Origin of the sequence: Pseudomonas sp. KU26590, from assembly GCF_026153515.1 — a bacterium.
Classification (GTDB): Bacteria; Pseudomonadota; Gammaproteobacteria; order Pseudomonadales; family Pseudomonadaceae; genus Aquipseudomonas.
In genome coordinates, this window is the sequence record NZ_CP110644.1 from 2,787,631 (window position 1) to 2,805,095 (window position 17,465).

Genomic DNA, 17,465 nt, shown 5'->3' on the forward strand with positions numbered 1-17,465 from the left:
GGCTCCTTGGGTTTTGCGTATGTCGCTCAGTTTGGACGCTGCCTATCGAAATCAAAGGCTTCCCGGCTAAAGCCGGTCCTACTGACTGCACGCGGTGAGTAGGACCGGCTTTAGCCGGGAAGAGGACAGTCAGGGCGCTGGAGTTTCCGGCTCAGACCTTCATCGTCGGCGGCAACTCCATCAATTTATCCAGCGTAATAGGCAAATCCCGAATGCGTTTGCCGGTGGCGTGTGAGACAGCATTGGCCACCGCCGCGGCAAGCCCGGTGATGCCGATCTCGCCAATCCCGCGCGCGCCGAACTCGTTGAGCTCGAAGTCCGGGTAGTCCAGCAGGATCACGTCAATCTCCGGCTGGTCGGCGTGCACCGGCACCACGTATTCGGCGTAGTTGTTGTTCACCGGCATGCCGTTGCGCTCGTCGAAGTCCGTCGCTTCAAACAGCGCCATGCCGACGCCCATGACGATCGCGCCCTCGACCTGATTGAGCGCGGTTTTCTGGTTGATGACCTTGCCCACGTCGATCGCACTGACCACCCGCGACACGCGCAGTCGCGAGATGCCCGGGTCCCAGCGCACTTCGACGAAATGCACGCCGAAGGAGCGGAACGAGTGCTTGCTGGTGTCGTTCATGCCGGTTTTCGCTTCACCGAAGGCACTGCCCTGCTTCTGCGCCTTCAGCACATCGGCGATCGCAAACGTCTTGTCACCGCTTTTCAACTGGCCCTGCTCGAAGCTCACCTGATCAGCCTTGACGCCGGCAAACACGCCCTTGGGCGCGGTCGCAAACGCCTTCAACTGTTCAACGGCCTGGCGGGTGGCTTCGGCGATGGCTGGCAGCACGCTCGCCGTCGCCCACGATCCGCCCGACACTGGCGCCGGCGGGAACGACGAATTGCCCAGCTCGACGTCGATCTTGTCCAGCGGGATGCCGGTGATGCTGCTGACCACCTGGGCGACGATGGTGTAGGTGCCGGTGCCGATGTCCTGCACACCACATATGGCCCAGGCCGTGCCATCGGCGCGCAGCGCGACTTGCGCTTCGGCGGGGGTGCGATAGGCGTCCCAGTTACAAGCGGCCATGCCGTAACCGATGACCTCGGTGCCGTCTTTCATCGAGCCCGGCACCCGGTTGCGTTGGCTCCAGCCGAAGCGCTCGGCGGCCTTGTCGATGCACTCCTGCAGATGATTGCTCGACCACGGCAAGTTCTGGCTCTCGTCGCGCTCGGACACGTTGAGCTTGCGGAATTCAAGCGGGTCCATGCCGACTTTTTCCGCCATCTCGTCAATGGCCGATTCCAGGGCGAACAGCCCTGGCGCTGCACCGGGCGCGCGCATGGAGGTCGGCGTGCCGCGATTGACCTCGATGATCTTGTGGGTGACCAGTACGTTCGCGCAGCTGTAGAGGCTCTTGGTCGAGGTGCCGCAGTTTTCCTTGTACGGGTCGGTGAAGGACGTCGTATTGATCGACTCATGGCGCACCGACACCAGCTTGCCCTTGTCATCGGTGGCCAGACGCATGCGCTGACGGGTTTCCGGGCGATGGCCGGTGGTGGTGAACATCTGTTGGCGTGGCACGACCAGTTGCACCGGGCGGTTGAGCATCTTGGCAGCACCGCAGGCGGCGACCGAATGGGGCCAGATCCACAACTTGCTGCCGAAACCGGAGCCAATGAACGGCGCCCGCACTTCGACCTTCTCCGGGATCAGACCGAAGATTTTCGCCAGGGAGTTGCGGTGGGCGACCACGCCTTGGGTCGCCTCGTACACAATCAGGCGGCCGTCTTCCCAACTGGCAACGGTGGCGTGCATTTCCATCGGGTTGTGGGTTTCCACCGGTGTCGAATAGGTGGTGTCGATGCTGTGGGCCGCGCCGTCGAACGCAGCGGCGGCGTCACCCCGGCTGTGGTTCGGGCTGCCGTCCTGTAGCGAGCCGGCTTTCAGGCCCTGTTCGAGGTTCGCCACGGCGTCGGTTTTGCTGTAGCTGACTTTGATTTTGTAAGCGGCGGCGCGCGCGTGCTCGAAGGTATCAGCCACCACCAGCGCAACGAACTGCCCGGCGTAATGCACTGTGTCGTCTTCGAACGGCAGGCGGCTTTCATCGGACTTGGCCGCCTTGAGGATCTGCGCGAAGGACATCGGCAGCGTCGAGTTGTGATAAAGCGACGGGAAGTTGCCGTGGTGCAGAATCTCCAGCACGCCCGGCGATTTTCGCGCGGCGTCCAGTTCAAGGCCGGTGATCTTGCCGCTGGCCACGGTGCTGAACACGCCGTAGCCGTAGGCCATATTTTTCAGGTGGTGGTCGGACGCGTACATCGCGCTGCCGGTGACCTTACGCTGGCCATCAATGCGGCGGGGTGCCGAGCCAATCATTGCATCCGTCATGGTGAATCCTCCGGTCAGGCGTTCAAGGTGCCAAGGTTGCGCACGATGGCCTGCTGCCCCAACGCGATCTTGTAGGCGTTGTGGCGATAGGCTTTGGCGCCCTTGAGGGCGATGGCGGCGACTTTCTCGAGGGTCTGCGGCGTGAGGGTCTGGCCCTTCAACGCCTGCTCGGCTTCGACCGACCGCCAGGGTTTGGTGCCGACGCCGCCCAGCGCCACCCGCGCGTCACGCACGGTGTTGCCGTCCATGACGACGATCACGGCGCTGGACGCCAGGGCGAACTGGTAAGAGGCGCGGTCACGCAGCTTCAGGTAAGCGGACTTATTGCCGGCCATGGGTGCAGAGAGCACCACGTGGGTGATCAACTCATCGTCCAGCAGCGCGTGTTCTTTCCACGGCGTCGCGCCGGGCAGCAGGTGGAAATCAGCGAAATCAACACTGCGCTTTCCCTTCGGACCCTGCACCTCGACCGTCGCGCCAATGGCGACCATCGCCACGCACATGTCCGAAGGATGAGAGGCGATGCACTGGTCGCTGGTGCCGAGTACGGCGTGCACGCTGCGATTGTGCCCGTCGATAGCGGCGCAACCTGAGCCCGGTTCGCGCTTGTTGCAGGGCGAATAACCGTCGCGGAAATAGTTGCAGCGCACCCGTTGCATCACGTTACCGGCCGTCGTGGCCTTGTTGCGCAACTGAGTGGTGGCGCCGGACAGCAACGCCTGGGACAGCACGGCATAGTGCTCGACGATGTGCGCGTGATGGGCCAGTTCGGTATTGCTGACCAGCGCACCGATGCGCACGCTGCCGTCATTCTGCACCTCAATCTGCTTGAGGGAGAGGTGATTGACGTCGATCACCTCATCGGCCGGCATGATGTCGAGCTTGACCAAGTCAAGCAATGTCGTGCCGCCGGCGAGGAAGAAGGTGGTCGGGCTTTTCGCGTGGGTCGCCACGGCCTGTTCGACACTGTTGGCGCGCACGTAATCAAAGGCTCTCATCAGCTCACCTCCTGGACTTTGATGCGCGCCGACTGGATCGCCGCGAGGATGTTCTTGTACGCGCCGCAGCGGCAGATGTTGCCGCTCATGGCTTCGCGCACGCTGTGATCGTCGGTGCCGATGTTCTTGTCTTTCAACAACGCCGCCGCGCTCATGATCTGCCCGGAGGTGCAATAGCCGCACTGGTAGGCGTCGTGTTCCCAGAAGGCTTCCTGCACCGGGTGCAACTTGCCGTTCTGCGCCAGGCCTTCGATGGTGGTGATGTCGTCGCCTTCGTGCATGGCTGCGAGGGACAGGCACGAATTGATCGCCACGCCATTCACGTGAACCGTGCAGGCGCCGCACTGGCCGTGGTCGCAGCCTTTCTTGGTGCCGGTGAGTTGCAGACGATCACGCAACACATCCAGCAGCGCGGCGTTGGCCGGCAGGTTAAGCGTGTGGGCCTGGCCGTTGACCTTCAGGGTCATGCGCCGCTCGTCGGCCGCAGGCGGGTCGAGGTCATCGGCGACAGCGGCCTGGGCTTCCAGCGCCTGGGTCCAGATCGGCGCCGTTGCGGCAGCGAGGCTGGACACGCCGATGGATTTGAGAAAGTTGCGGCGGGAAGGGGCGGTGAAGGTCTTGAGGTCACAAGACGGTTCTTCTTTATTGGGGCGATCAGGCTGATCGGTCATGTACGGGTTCCTCGTCAGCGTTGGGTCAGACCTGGCGGCCGACGGTGGGCGGACGCGCGGGCAGGGACGACAGGTGGAACGGCATCCGGTATGGCTGGAGTTAACGGCAGTCTTCAAGGTGACGGCAGCCTTAAACGATAACCAATGCGCACGCACTGCATTCAGTTGAATCCGTGCATGCACTGGTGAGTCGTTCTCTCTAATCCGTGGCGCTTGTGTCAGCAGCGAGGGCTGGCGCCTTGACGGGATCAGCAAAAGCAGGCGGAGCTGGCCATGACTCAAGGGTTGTGACCGAAGCACCGGGGGATGGTTGCGGATATTTCACGAGCGGAAAAATCACAGAATGTTACGAGTGCCCGGGGCGGCGAAACCGCACCCGGGAACCCCAGGCATCAGGCGGCTGACGCTTCTTCTTTCAGGGTCGCCATGTCGATGACAAAGCGGTACTTCACGTCACCCTTGATCATGCGCTCGTACGCTTCGTTGATGTCCTTCATGTGGATCATCTCGATGTCGGAGACGATGCCGTGCTTGGCGCAGAAATCCAGCATTTCCTGGGTTTCCTGAATCCCGCCGATGAGCGAGCCGGCGAGGCTACGGCGTTTGAAGATCAGGTTGAACACGCCTGGCGACGGGTGCGGCTGATCCGGCGCGCCTACCAGGGTCATGGTGCCGTCACGCTTGAGCAGGTTCAGGAACGGATCGAGATTGTGCGGCGCCGCCACGGTGTTGAGGATGAAATCGAGCTGATTGGTCTGGGTGGCCATTTCATCAGCGTTTTTCGAGACGATGACTTCATCGGCGCCCAGGCGCAGGCCGTCTTCACGCTTGTTCGGCGAGGTAGTGAACAGCACCACGTGGGCGCCCATGGCGTGGGCGATCTTCACCGCCATGTGACCGAGGCCGCCCAGCCCGACGACGCCGACCTTCTTGCCCGGGCCGACTTTCCAGTGGTGCAGCGGCGAGTAGGTGGTGATCCCGGCGCACAGCAGCGGGGCGACGGCGGCCAGATTGTCGCTGTGGGAAATCTTCAGGACGAATTTTTCTTTCACCACGATCTTGTCGGAGTAGCCACCGTGGGTGTTCTCACCGCCAAACACCGGGCCGTTGTAAGTGCCGGTGAAGCCGTTTTCGCAGTATTGCTCTTCGCCTTCCGCGCAGGACGCGCAGTGCTGGCAGCTGTCGACCATGCAGCCGACACCGGCCAGGTCGCCGACCTTGAAGTGGGTGACGTTGGCGCCGACTGCGGTGACCTTGCCGACAATCTCGTGGCCCGGTACCGACGGATACAGGGTGTTGTGCCATTCGTTGCGCGCGGTGTGCAGGTCCGAGTGGCAGACGCCGCAGAACAGGATGTCGATCTGCACGTCATCGGCGCCCGGGTCGCGACGCTCGATCTGAAACGGAGCCAGTTTGTCGGTGGATTTTTGCGCGGCGTAGCTGTAAGTCTTGATCATTGGGTGATCATCTCCAGTGGGGCAAAAAGACGGGTGACAGTATTCAGTGACAGGCGAGGGCGCTCAAAGGTCAATGCCGTAACATGAAACCGTCGCTGCCGGGCTCTCTGACAAGCTGTGTGAGCGGACTGTGTAAACAGAGTGCGGGGTTAAATCTTTCACTTTGCAGACCGCTATAGGGCCGTACGGCGGGTAATTGCAATTAATGTCGTGGAATTCGGTTTTTTCGTCGCGAATAGACCGCGTATGCGAATATGCCGCTTGCAACCTTCTGTCACACCCCATGAAGATAGCGCAGTCTGACGCTGGCAATGGAGCGCCTATGAATTCCCCCCTTTCGACCCTCTCCGGGCACACGCCGATTGCCGACGTGCGGGTCTCTGCACCCGGTGATAACGGCGCGCTGGCCTTGGGTGGAGTGACCGGGGAGAATTCGCTGGACGCCTTGTTGCGCGCCGCGCGCCAGGCTGCGCCGGAGTTGGGCTGGGCCGCTTACCGTGCCGGCCAGCAAATGCACCTGCTGGGGCAGGGCAGTTCGGCCATGGGCTGGCCAACGCTGATACCCCGTGAAGACTTCGACGGCTACTGCCGCAAGCACCATTTGCAGCGCTGGGTGACCGGTCATGGCGAGTCCGCCCTGGGCTGGTTGTTGATGCCGGACGCGCACGCAGGCGATCCGTTTTTCGCCGAGCTGGCCGGACGTCTCGGCCTGCGCCTGCAAACCGATGCGCTGGCGCGGGCCCAGGCGACCCAGCGGGTGCTCTATGAAATCACCTACCTGGCAAGCTCCACCCGTGACCGCTCGGCGTTTTTGCAGGGCGTGCACAAACAGCTTTCCACCCTGATCGACGCGGAAAACTTCTACCTGGCGCTGTACGAAAGCCACAGCGGCAAGATCACTTACCCGTACTACATCGACATCACCGACGTCGACGCCCTCGAAGCGGAAACCTACGAGTTTCTCGATCCCGCGCGGCTGTCCATGACCGGTTATGTGCTGACCACCGAGCAGGCGCTGTTCGTCGATGCCGCCGCCATCGAGCGGGCGCGGGCGCTGGACCGCTTTCATTGCGTGGGCCATCGCCCCGAATTCTGGATGGGCGCGCCGCTGAAAAACGCCTCCGACGACGTTTTCGGCATGCTGGCGATGCAGGTCTACGACGTCGCCCGGGTCTACAGCGTCGAAGATCAGGAGTTGTTTCTGGTGGTGGCTCGCCACGTGGCGATGGCCCTGGACCGGATTCTGCACCGCGTGCAACTGGAAGAAACCGTCGCCCGCCGCACCCTCGAGCTGTCTCGCCTGAACGACGCCCTGCGCAACGAAGTGGCCGACCGCGAACGCGCCGAACACTTGCAGAGCGCGCTGTTCCAGATCACCGAGTTGTCCAGCCAGCCCGGTGACATGACCGACTTGTTCAAAAGCCTGCACGGCATCGTCGGCGAGCTCTTATTTGCGCTTAACTTCTATATCGCGCTATTCGACGATGCCACCGGCGAGGTGACCTTCCCGTACTACGTGGACGAACGCCTGACCCGCCGCCCGGATCCGCGCCGTGGCGAGCGCGGCTTTACCGAATACGTCATTCGCCAGCGCCGGGCGTGCCTGATCGACGGGACCGAGGCGCGCTGGCTGGAAAGCATCGGTGAAATCACCCTGCACAATGAGGTCAATCGGTCCAGTTCGTGGCTGGGGATTCCGTTGTTCGACGGCAACGTGGTGCGTGGTGTGCTGGCAGTGCAGAGCTACACCTCCCATGTCAGCTACTCGTTGCGCGATCAGGAGCTGCTGACCTTCGTGTCACGCCATATCGATACGGCGCTGTCCCGGCGCAGCGCCGCCGAGGCCATTCACACCGCCAATCTGCGCCTGGAAGCGCGGGTTCAGGACCGCACTCGTGAGCTGGACTACGCCAACGCCAAGCTGCAGCACGAAAACGCCCACGACGCGCTGACCGGCTTGCCCAATCGCAGTTATCTGCAGCAGCGGCTGAAAGTCGCGTGGCAGGATTTCTGTGACAAAGGCGAGGAGCTGGCGGTGATGTTCATCGACCTCGACCGCTTCAAGATGGTCAACGACAGCCTCGGCCATCACTCGGGCGATTTGTTGCTGATCCAGGCCGCCGACCGCTTGCGCCACTGCATGCGCGACAGCGACTTGCTCGCTCGGCTGGGCGGTGATGAATTTGCGGTGCTGGCCTACGCCGCGCCGCCGGACGTCACTGTGGCGATCGCCGAGCGCATCCTGCTGGCCTTCGACGTGCCGTTCTACATCGACGGCCACGCGGTGTTTTCGTCGTGCAGCATCGGCGTGGTGGGCGCCGACCTGCAGTTTCACAGCGAGCCGGCGGATTTACTTCGCGACGCCGACACCGCCATGTACCGGGTCAAGAACGCCGGGCGCGACAGCTACGCGGTGTTCAACCAGGAAGTGCGCCGCGAAGTGTCCGACCAGATGGAGCAGGAGACCGCGCTGCGCAACGCTCTCAAATGCACCGATGAGCTTGTGCCGTATTTCCAGCCGATCATCGACGTGGCCAGCGGCCGGACTCTGGCCCTCGAAGCGCTGATTCGCTGGCGCCAGGCCGATGGTCGGATTGTCGCGCCGGGTGAATTTCTGCCGGCGCTGGAAGGCCTGCGCCTGATCGGCCGTCTGGACCTGTACATGCTGCAGCAGGTGGTGGTGATCCTCGCCCATCCCGATCACGCGCATTGGCCGACGGTGCACGTCAACTGCTCCAGTTACAGCATTACCCGCCCGGAATTTTCCAGCGAAGTCCTGGGTCTGCTGAGCCAGCACGCTGTTGCGCCGTCGCGCATCTGCCTGGAACTCACCGAAGGCGCGCTGGTGGCCGAACCCGAGCTGGCGCGTCAGGCCATGAAGCACCTGGCGGATAACGGCGTGTCGGTGGTCCTGGATGATTTCGGCGCAGGTTTTTCATCCCTCAGTTACGTGCACCAGTACCACTTCAGCGGCCTGAAAATCGACAAGTCATTCATTCTGGAACTGACCGCCAGTTCCCGCAGCCGGGCCATTGTTCGCGCCATTGTGCGGATGGCCGAATCCCTGGGGCTGACGGTGGTGGCAGAAGGTGTTGAAGACGCCGCGACCCTGGAGCTGCTGCGGGAAATGGGCGCCGGTCAGGCCCAGGGTTACTACTTTTCGATGCCGGTGCCCCAGGACGAGCTGGACTTGAGCGCATTGCTGTAAGACAAGACGTTCCGGCAACCGGGGTGATTGAGGTCGGCCGTCGCGATATCGTGAAACATTCCGCAACATTTTCCCTCGCGGCGAGTCAACGCTACATCTCCCTGCAAAGAATTGTTCATGAAGACCCCTCGACCCACCGCACGCCTCAAGCCGCTCAACGAGCTGCGTAACCTGAAAATGGCCCGTTCCGCCCATGCGTATGTGCGCGGCAGCACGGTGCAGTTTTACGAATGGCTGCACAGCCAGTCCGGTCGGCGCCTGCCCAGCGGCCCTCCGGTGTGGATCTGCGGTGACTGTCACGCGGGTAACCTCGGCCCGACCGGGGATTTGAAAGGGCGCATCGACATTCACATTCGCGATCTGGATCAGACCGTGATTGGCAACCCGGCCCACGACTTGGTGCGTCTGGCGCTCTCCCTGGCCACTGCTGCCCGGGGCTCTGATCTGCCGGGCGTCGCCACCGCTAGAATGCTCGAAGAGATGATGCAGGGCTACGAGCTGGCGTTCGAAGACGGCGACGATGAAGAGCCCGCGCGCCCGGCGCAGGTGAAGGCGGGGATGCGCAGCGCCGTTCAAAGGACCTGGAAGCATCTTGCCCAGGAGCGCATCGAAGACACGCGGCCGACCATTCCGCTGGGCAAGCATTTCTGGTCGTTGTCCCGCGATGAGCGTCATGCCCTGAAAGAACTGTGCGCGACGCCGGAGATTCACTCGCTGGTCACCTCGCTCAAAGGCCGGTCGAAGGATGACCGCGTCGAGATGCTCGACTGCGCTTACTGGGTGAAGGGTTGCAGCTCGCTGGGCCTGCTGCGCTATGCGGTCCTGTTGAGCGTGGGCGACGATGAAGATCAGGAATATTGCCTGCTCGACGTCAAGGAAGCCGTCGCTGCCGCCGCGCCGCGCACCCCGCGCGCGGGCATGCCCCGGGATAACGGCAAGCGCGTGGTGGAAGGCGCTCGGCATCTGTCGCCGGGACTCGGCAACCGAATGATCGCCACGCGCATGCTGGATCACGGCTTCTTCGTCCGCGAACTGCTGCCCCAAGACATGAAGCTCGAGCTCGATCAACTGAGCGAACGCGAAGCCATGAAAGCCGCCGGTTACCTGGCCCGCGTCGTCGGCCTGGCCCACGCCCGCCAGATGGACCTCGCCACCCGCTCATCCTGGATGCGGGACTTGCAGCTCAACCGCTCGCAGACCCTGGACGCGCCCTCGTGGCTGTGGAGCAACGTTGTGCATCTGGTGGGCAGCCACGAGCAGGGCTATCTGGAGCATTGCCGGCGCTATGCGCTGGAGAATTGATCCTAACGGCGGCGCTCGCTTGACCTCCACTTAGGTGGAGGTTCGAGACTGGGCGCTCTTGCGTTCAGGATGACTGCCATGACACCAACCCTCGCTGCTGCTCCGTTCACGTTGTACAACCCACCGGGCTTGTACGATCCCGCACCCAACGCCTATTCCCACCTCGCCGTCGTCGGCCCGGGCACCGAGTGGCTGTTCGTCGCCGGGCAGGGCGGGGAGGATGCTCAAGGCCAGCTGTCCCCGGTCTTTGCCGATCAGGCAGCCCAAGCCATAGCCAACGTCCGCACCGCCCTGCAATCGCGCGGGGCCGACCTTCAGCACATCTTCAAACTGACGCTGCTAATTGCTGATCACTCGGGAGAACGGTTGCGTACGTGGATCGAACAGGCGGATCTCGCATGGGCCGGCAATATGATGCCGGTGTGCACACTGATCCCGGTCCCACGCCTGGCGCTGGACGGGATGTTGATCGAGATCGAAGCGGTAGCGGCGCTTATGCCCAGAGACTGACCGGTTTTTAGTAGGACCGGCTTCAGCCGGGAAGAGGCCGGTGCGTGCACCATCAATTCATCAGTGTGACTACCGACGTCTTCCCGGCTAAAGCCGGTCCTACAACGAGTACGCGGTCGATTAGTGGGACCGGCTTCAGCCGGGAAGACGCCCCTATGAACACCATCACTTCCGCAGCGTGACTACCGACGTCTTCCCGGCTAAAGCCGGTCCCACTATGAGCACGCGGTCGATTAGTGGGACCGGCTTCAGCCGGGAAGAGGCCCTTATGAGCACCATCAATTCTGCAGCGTCGCGCCTGACGCCTTCCCGGCTAAAGCCGGTCCCACAATGAGTACGCGGTCGATTAGTGGGACCGGCTTCAGCCGGGAAGAGGCCCCTATGAACACCATCAATTCCGCAGCGTCGCGCCTGACGCCTTCCCGGCTAAAGCCGGTCCTACAACGAGTACGCGGTCGATTAGTGGGACCGGCTTCAGCCGGGAAGAGGCCCTTATGAGCACCATCAATTTTGTAGCGTGACGCCTGACGTCTTCCCGGCTAAAGCCGGTCCCACTATGAGCACGCGGTCGATTAGTGGGACCGGCTTCAGCCGGGAAGAGGCCCCTATGAACACCATCAATTCTGCAGCGTCGCGCCTGACGCCTTCCCGGCTAAAGCCGGTCCCACAATGAGTACGCGGTCGATTAGTGGGACCGGCTTCAGCCGGGAAGAGGCCAGTCTGTCCACCATCAATTTTGCGGTGTGACTGCCGTCGCCTTCCCGGCTAAAGCCGGTCCTACAACGAGTACGCGGTCGATTAGTGGGACCGGCTTCAGCCGGGAAGAGGCCAGTCTGTCCACCATCAATTTTGCGGTGTGACTGCCGTCGCCTTCCCGGCTAAAGCCGGTCCTACAACGAGTACGCGGTCGATTAGTGGGACCGGCTTCAGCCGGGAAGAGGCCCTTATGAGCACCATCAATTTTGTAGCGTGACGCCTGACGTCTTCCCGGCTAAAGCCAGTCCCACTATGAGCACGCGGTCGATTAGTGGGACCGGCTTCAGCCGGGAAGAGGCCAGTCTGTCCACCATCAATTTTGCGGTGTGACTGCCTGACGTCTTCCCGGCTAAAGCCGGTCCCACAATGAGTACGCGGTCGATTAGTGGGACCGGCTTCAGCCGGGAAGAGGCCAGTCTGTCCACCATCAATTTTGCGGTGTAACTGCCTGACGCCTTCCCGGCTAAAGCCGGTCCCACAATGAGTACGCGGTCGATTAGTGGGACCGGCTTCAGCCGGGAAGAGGCCCTTATGAGCACCATCAATTTTGTAGCGTGACGCCTGACGTCTTCCCGGCTAAAGCCGGTCCCACAATGAGTACGCGGTCGATTAGTGGGACCGGCTTCAGCCGGGAAGAGGCCAGTCTGTCCACCATCAATTTTGCGGTGTGACTGCCGTCGCCTTCCCGGCTAAAGCCGGTCCTACAGTCGAGGTCTGCCAATTCCGCTGCGTGCTTGCGGTCTTCTGGTAGGACCGGCTTCAGCCGGGAAGAGGCCAGTCTGTCCACCATCAATTTTGCGGTGTGACTGCCTGACGCCTTCCCGGCTAAAGCCGGTCCCACACATTCGGGTTCAGCTGATCCTTCTTGCTCGGGTTTCCGGTCATCGGCTGGAAATCATGTGAGAAACCCCATAACAGGCGAACCGGCCCGACCGCTTGCTGGTAAATTGGCGCACGTGTGATTTGTTGAGCCATTATTGGCTCCAGAAAGGGTAATTCGCGCTGGTATGCCATGCCTTATCCTCGACCCTTATCCTTATTCAATCTTTCCTGCTAAAGGGATTTAAACCATGCGGCGTTTTGCGGCCCTCGCTCTGTTTCTCAGTCTCAATGCATTTGCCCAGGACGCGCCCCAGCCGATCGCCAAATGGACGTTGCTCGACCAGTTCGACAAGGCTTACACGCTGGACGATCAGGCCCAGGTGCTTTTGATCGCCCGCAGCATGTCGGCGGCGAAGATGGTCAACGCCGCACTGGAAGACAATCCCGAGGGTTACCTGGAGCAGCGCCACGTTGTATACGTGGCGGACATCGAAAAGATGCCGTCCCTGATAAAGATGGTGGCAGTGCCGGCAATGCGTTCGGCCAAGTTCCGCATCTTGCTGGACCGTGACGCTCGCGTCGCCTCGGCCTACGACGGCGACCGCGACACCGTGCAGTGGCTGGCGCTGAAAAACGGCGCGGTCATACGTCAGGAACGTTTTGCGGATGGCGAACAACTCAAGCAGGCCATTGCCAAGCTCGGTTCGCAGTCGGCTAGCCGTTGAGCGCGGCCTTCTCGAAGATCTGCCTCAGGTAGCCGGCGATGGTCGAGGCGTCGCCGTAGACCTCACGCAACGCGTGCTCGGCGCTGGTCAGGTGCAGCGCCAGTTGCCGCTTGACCTTGTCTTCGCCATACAGCGAGACGAAGGTGGATTTGCCGTCGTCCTTGCCTTGATCCTTGTCGCTGTCGGCGCAGCGGTCGCGCAGATCGTCGTACATCTGGAAGGCCTGGCCCAGCTCCATGGCGAAGTTCTGCAGCAGCGGCCGCTGTTCTTCCCGCGCACCGCTGATCAGCCACGCCATGTCCATGATCGCGCCGAACAGCACGCCGGTTTTCAGGTTGTTGGTCAGGGCGATCTCGTCCGCGTCGCGGCTGCGCTGGCCGTCGCGCAAATCCTGGAACTGCCCGCGCACCAGCCCTTGCATACCGACGGTGTTGGCCAGCACTTCGACCAGTTCGGTACGGGTGGTGGCGGCCAGATCGCTGATGCTGGCAACCACACCGAAGGCGCGGCTGAGCAGGGCGATGGCGGTCAGAATGGCCACGTCTTCACCGAACTTCAGGTGGACCGTGGGCTGACCGCGCCGCAGTGACGCGTTGTCCATACACGGCATGTCGTCGAGCACCAGCGACGCGGCGTGAATCATCTCGACCGCGCAGCCCAGGTCCACGGCCTGTTGCCTGATCGTGCGGCTGTTTTCACGGCCGTCTTCGACCAAGCCTTCGGCAGCGAGCACCAACAGCACCGGACGCATGCGCTTGCCCGGCGCCAAAGTCGATTCACGCATGGCCAGCGCCACCAGATCGCGCTCGTTGCCGGATTCGGGCAACAGCTCGGAGAGCCGCGTCTCGATGGCCTTTCGAACGTCTCCCAGTCGCCCGGCAAAGCCCGATTTGATTGTTATGTCGACGTTACCTGCCATCGGTCTTTCCCTATGCTTTAGCGGTAATACTGTTCGTCGCGGACCGGTGAGGAGGTGCGGGGCCGGTCGTCACGGAACAACTGCTGTTTCTAAATGCCTCAAGATACGGCAAAGTTGTACAGGAAAATCGGTTTTGTACAAGATTGCGTCTGCAGAAGACCGCATAGCCGGTTCAATAATTCAGCTGCATGGAGCGAGTATGACTCACAGCGATATGGGTCGTCGAAAAGACGATCACCTTGATATCGTGCTGGACAGGCGCGCCAGCGTGCGTTCCTCCTTCTCCGGACTGGACGACATCCGCTTCGAACACTGTGCGCTGCCGGAGTTGAATCTGGACGACGTTGACGTGAGCAGCTCGCTGCTGGGCATTGCATTGCGCGCGCCGCTGCTCATCAGCTCCATGACCGGCGGGGCTGACCGAGCCACCGCGATCAATCGACATCTGGCTGAAGCCGCCCAGGAGCTGGGCATTGCCATGGGCGTCGGCTCGCAACGGGTGGCGCTACAACGCGGCGGTGATCAGGGCCTGACCCGCGAGCTTCGGCGTCTGGCGCCGGACATCGCGCTGCTGGGCAATATCGGCGCCGCGCAGTTGATCGAGCCTGACGGCCTGGACATGGCCCGCCGTGCGGTCGACATGCTTCAGGCCAATGCGTTGATCATTCATCTGAACCCTTTGCAGGAAGCCGTTCAGGCCGGCGGCGACCGGCGCTGGCAGGGTATTCTCGACGCCATACACCGCGTGGTGTTGAGTGTCGGCGTGCCGGTGGTGGTCAAGGAAGTGGGCGCTGGCCTGTCCGCCGATGTGGCGCTGGCGCTGGTGAAAGCCGGGGTGCAGGTGCTGGACATCGCCGGGCTTGGCGGTACCAGTTGGGCCGCCGTCGAGGCCGAGCGCGCCGAGAACCCGGCCGATCGCGAAGTCGCCATGGCGTTTGCGCGGTGGGGCATCCCCACCGCCGTGAGCCTGGCCATGGTTCGCCAGGCCTTGCCGGACACGCCGCTGATCGCCTCCGGCGGCATTCACAATGGCATCGACGTGGCCAAGGCCATTCGCCTGGGCGCGGATGTTGTCGGTCAGGCCGCAGGCGTGCTGCGCAACGCAACCCTGTCCACCGCTGCCGTCATCGAACACTTCGACATCGTCATCCGCCAGCTGCGTATCGCCTGTTTCTGCACCGGTTCAGAGGACCTTCGCGCGCTGCGCAGGGCCCGCTTGCTGGCGCCCGACACCTTGCAGTCGTTACTCTCATGACCCATTTTGCCGTCGTGGCGCCGGCGTTCTACAGCCACTTTCAGGCGTTTCAGGCCCTGGCCGGGACGCTGATCGACCGGGGTCATCAGGTGACCTTTTTCCAGCAGGCCGATGCCCGGCGCTGGCTGACCGATCCGCGCATCGGCTTTCATGCCCTCGGTGCCCTCAGTCATCCGCCGGGCAGTCTTGAAGCGGCGCTGCGGCGTGCCGCCTGTTCGAATAATCCATTGCGCCTGCGCCGGGTGATCCGCGATATGTGCGACACCACCCGCATGCTCTGCGCCGAGTTGCCCGCCGCGCTGGCAACTCGGCAGATCGAGGCCTTGCTGTGCGACCAGATGGAAGCGGCGGGCGGGATGGTCGCCGAAGGGCTGGGCGTGCCGTATGTCTCTGTGGCCTGCGCCTTGCCGGTCAACCGCGAGCCGCATCTGCCGCTGCCGGTGATGCCCTTTGCCTACGCCACCGATGAACGCAGTCAGCATATTTTCGAAGGCAGCCGCAAGGTTTACGACTGGCTGATGGGCCCGTTGAGCAAGGTGCTGCGTGATGCTTCACGGCGTCTGGCGATCGAGCCCCGCGACGGATTGCATGAATGCCTCTCGCCCTATGCGCAGATTAGTCAGACCATTCCCGGTTTCGATTTCCCCCGCCAGCATCCACCGGCTAATTTTCACGCGGTCGGTCCGCTGCGGGCGCCTCAAGCCGAACAACAGGGCGAATGGCCGATTGATCCCGCCCGGCCGTTCATCTTCGCCAGCCTCGGCACGCTGCAGGGCAGTCGTTTTGACATGTTCAAGCGCATCGCCACGGCCAGCCGACAGATGGATGCGCAGTTGCTGATCGCCCATTGCGGTGGGCTTGATGCGCGGCAAGCGCAGCGGCTGATCAAGGCCGGCGCGACCTGGGTCACCGATTTCGCGCCCCAGCAATGGGCGCTGCATCACGCTGACACGCTGGTGACCCACGGCGGCTTGAACACCGTGATGGACGCCATCGTGGCGCGCACGCCGATGCTGGTCATGCCCATCGCCTTCGATCAGCCTGGCGTGGCCTCCCGGGTCACCCACGCCGGCATTGGCCTGCAACTGCGGCGTGGCGCCGGGGCAGGGCAGATCCGCGAGCGACTCACGCAACTGCGCGGGCTGTCCGCTGAGCCCTTTGAGCGTCTGGCGACCGAGCTGGCGAACGCTGGCGGCACGTCCCGCGCCGCCGACATTGTCGAAGCCGTGGTGCGCACCGGTGAGCCCGTGCTGGCGGGGTTGGTGCCATGACCTATGACCTGATTCTTGCCGGCGGCGGGCTGGCCAACGGGCTGATCGCCTGGCGCCTCAAACAGTTGAGGCCTGAGCTGCGGGTGCTGTGCATCGAAGAGCAGATACACCTCGGCGGCAACCACACCTGGTCCTACCACGAGGGCGACCTCAGCGCCGAGCAGCATCAATGGCTGCAGCCGTTGGTGGTGCAGCGCTGGGCGACCTATGACGTGCACTTCCCGCAACGTTCGCGACGGTTGAACAGTGGCTATGCCAGCATCACGTCGGAACGCTTTGCGCAGCTCATCGAGCCCGCCTTGGGCGATGCGCTGCTGACCGGCCGACGCATCACCGAACTCACGCCGAACGCCGTCGTGCTGGACAGCGGCGAGCGGCTTCAGGCCAGCGCGGTGATCGACGGCCGCGGCGTGCAGGCCACGGCGCACATGGTGTTGGGTCAGCAGGCGTTTCTGGGTCAGTTACTGCGCTTGAAGGCGCCCCATGGCCTGACCGCGCCGATCATCATGGACGCCCGCGTTGCGCAGAGTGAGGGCTACCGTTTCGTCTACGTGCTGCCTTTTTCAGCGGACACCCTGCTGATCGAGGACACCCATTACGTCGACCGGCATTCGTTTTCCGCCGAGCAGCTTCGTCAGCACATTGCTGATTACGCCGCCGCCCATGGCTGGGAGATTGCCGAGTGCCTTCGCGAGGAGCAGGGCGTGTTGCCGATCACCCTGGCCGGGGATTTCGCCGGGTTCTGGCGTGAGGCGGCAGGGCAGCCACGTTCCGGTTTGCGGGCCGGGCTGTTTCATTGCACCACCGGCTATTCGCTGCCCCATGCCGTGCGGCTGGCGGAGTGGATTGCCACTCAACGCACGCTGGATGCCGGGTCGCTGGACGCTGGCATTCGCGCCATTGCGCAGGAAGCGTGGCAATCCCAGCGTTTCTATCGCCTGCTTAACCGCATGCTGTTTCTGGCCGGACGTCCGTCCAATCGCTGGCAGGTGATGCAGCGTTTCTATGGTCTGTCCGAAGGCCTGATCAGCCGTTTCTATGCCGGCCGGAGCACCCTTGGCGACAAGCTTCGCGTGCTGACCGGCAAACCTCCCGTGCCGATCAACGAGGCGGTCAAAGCCGCTGTTCGTTACCTGCCAAAGCATTACCTGGCCAGGCACCCCCAGCCTAAGCACAACGAGAATTGAA

13 protein-coding genes are annotated in these 17,465 nt (G+C 62.7%); 7 read left to right on the top strand and 6 right to left on the bottom strand.

Annotated features, from left to right (window positions below; genetic code table 11):
- Window positions 1–151: 151 nt before the first annotated feature.
- The 4 genes from OKW98_RS12275 to OKW98_RS12290 all read right to left on the bottom strand — a co-directional run bounded on the left by OKW98_RS12275 (window position 152) and on the right by OKW98_RS12290 (window position 5,509).
- Window positions 152–2,383 (bottom strand): xanthine dehydrogenase family protein molybdopterin-binding subunit, encoded by a 2,232-nt coding sequence (locus OKW98_RS12275; protein ID WP_265389391.1) that lies wholly within the window; start codon window positions 2,381–2,383, stop codon window positions 152–154.
- A gap of 14 nt (window positions 2,384–2,397) precedes the next feature.
- Window positions 2,398–3,381 carry an FAD binding domain-containing protein gene (locus tag OKW98_RS12280; RefSeq protein ID WP_265389392.1) on the bottom strand — a complete coding sequence of 328 codons (984 nt, stop codon included), beginning with the start codon at window positions 3,379–3,381 and terminating at the stop codon, window positions 2,398–2,400.
- Window positions 3,381–4,052 (bottom strand): (2Fe-2S)-binding protein, encoded by a 672-nt coding sequence (locus tag OKW98_RS12285; RefSeq protein WP_265389393.1) that lies wholly within the window; start codon window positions 4,050–4,052, stop codon window positions 3,381–3,383. Before OKW98_RS12285 ends, OKW98_RS12280 begins: the two co-directional genes overlap by 1 nt.
- Window positions 4,053–4,444: 392 nt before the next feature.
- Window positions 4,445–5,509, bottom strand: a complete 1,065-nt coding sequence (locus OKW98_RS12290) for an NAD(P)-dependent alcohol dehydrogenase (protein WP_265389394.1) — start codon at window positions 5,507–5,509, stop codon at window positions 4,445–4,447.
- Window positions 5,510–5,831: 322 nt separating this feature from the next.
- Here OKW98_RS12290 and OKW98_RS12295 point away from each other — a divergent pair, with 322 nt between their 5' ends.
- The 3 genes from OKW98_RS12295 to OKW98_RS12305 all read left to right on the top strand — a co-directional run bounded on the left by OKW98_RS12295 (window position 5,832) and on the right by OKW98_RS12305 (window position 10,529).
- Window positions 5,832–8,717 (top strand): EAL domain-containing protein, encoded by a 2,886-nt coding sequence (locus tag OKW98_RS12295; RefSeq protein ID WP_265389395.1) that lies wholly within the window; start codon window positions 5,832–5,834, stop codon window positions 8,715–8,717.
- Between the two features lie 117 nt (window positions 8,718–8,834).
- Window positions 8,835–10,019, top strand: a complete 1,185-nt coding sequence (locus tag OKW98_RS12300; RefSeq protein ID WP_265389396.1) for a DUF2252 domain-containing protein — start codon at window positions 8,835–8,837, stop codon at window positions 10,017–10,019.
- A gap of 78 nt (window positions 10,020–10,097) precedes the next feature.
- The gene (locus OKW98_RS12305) at window positions 10,098–10,529 is read left to right on the top strand and encodes a RidA family protein (RefSeq protein WP_265389397.1); all 432 of its coding nucleotides are present in this window, start codon (window positions 10,098–10,100) and stop codon (window positions 10,527–10,529) included.
- A gap of 1,581 nt (window positions 10,530–12,110) precedes the next feature.
- Here the strand turns inward: OKW98_RS12305 and OKW98_RS12310 are convergent.
- Window positions 12,111–12,260, bottom strand: a complete 150-nt coding sequence (locus OKW98_RS12310) for a hypothetical protein (protein ID WP_265389398.1) — start codon at window positions 12,258–12,260, stop codon at window positions 12,111–12,113.
- 95 nt (window positions 12,261–12,355) lie between these two features.
- Here OKW98_RS12310 and OKW98_RS12315 point away from each other — a divergent pair, with 95 nt between their 5' ends.
- Window positions 12,356–12,832: a hypothetical protein gene (locus OKW98_RS12315; RefSeq protein WP_265389399.1), complete on the top strand. Its 477-nt coding sequence runs from the start codon at window positions 12,356–12,358 to the stop codon at window positions 12,830–12,832.
- Here the strand turns inward: OKW98_RS12315 and OKW98_RS12320 are convergent.
- Window positions 12,822–13,751, bottom strand: coding sequence for a polyprenyl synthetase family protein (locus tag OKW98_RS12320; RefSeq protein ID WP_265389400.1), 930 nt, complete (start codon window positions 13,749–13,751; stop codon window positions 12,822–12,824). The genes OKW98_RS12315 and OKW98_RS12320 overlap by 11 nt on opposite strands.
- A 199-nt stretch (window positions 13,752–13,950) precedes the next feature.
- On the opposite strand from OKW98_RS12320, the gene fni reads away from it, so the two are divergent.
- The 3 genes from fni to crtY are packed head-to-tail and all read left to right on the top strand — an operon-like array spanning window position 13,951 to window position 17,464.
- Window positions 13,951–15,006 (top strand): type 2 isopentenyl-diphosphate Delta-isomerase, encoded by a 1,056-nt coding sequence (fni, locus tag OKW98_RS12325; protein WP_265389401.1) that lies wholly within the window; start codon window positions 13,951–13,953, stop codon window positions 15,004–15,006.
- Window positions 15,003–16,277 carry a glycosyltransferase gene (locus OKW98_RS12330; RefSeq protein ID WP_265389402.1) on the top strand — a complete coding sequence of 425 codons (1,275 nt, stop codon included), beginning with the start codon at window positions 15,003–15,005 and terminating at the stop codon, window positions 16,275–16,277. The genes fni and OKW98_RS12330 overlap by 4 nt, the downstream gene beginning before the upstream one ends.
- A complete protein-coding gene (crtY, locus tag OKW98_RS12335) occupies window positions 16,274–17,464 on the top strand; it encodes a lycopene beta-cyclase CrtY (RefSeq protein ID WP_265389403.1) in 1,191 nt (396 codons plus the stop codon). Before OKW98_RS12330 ends, crtY begins: the two co-directional genes overlap by 4 nt.
- The last annotated feature ends 1 nt before the right edge of the window (window position 17,465 follow it).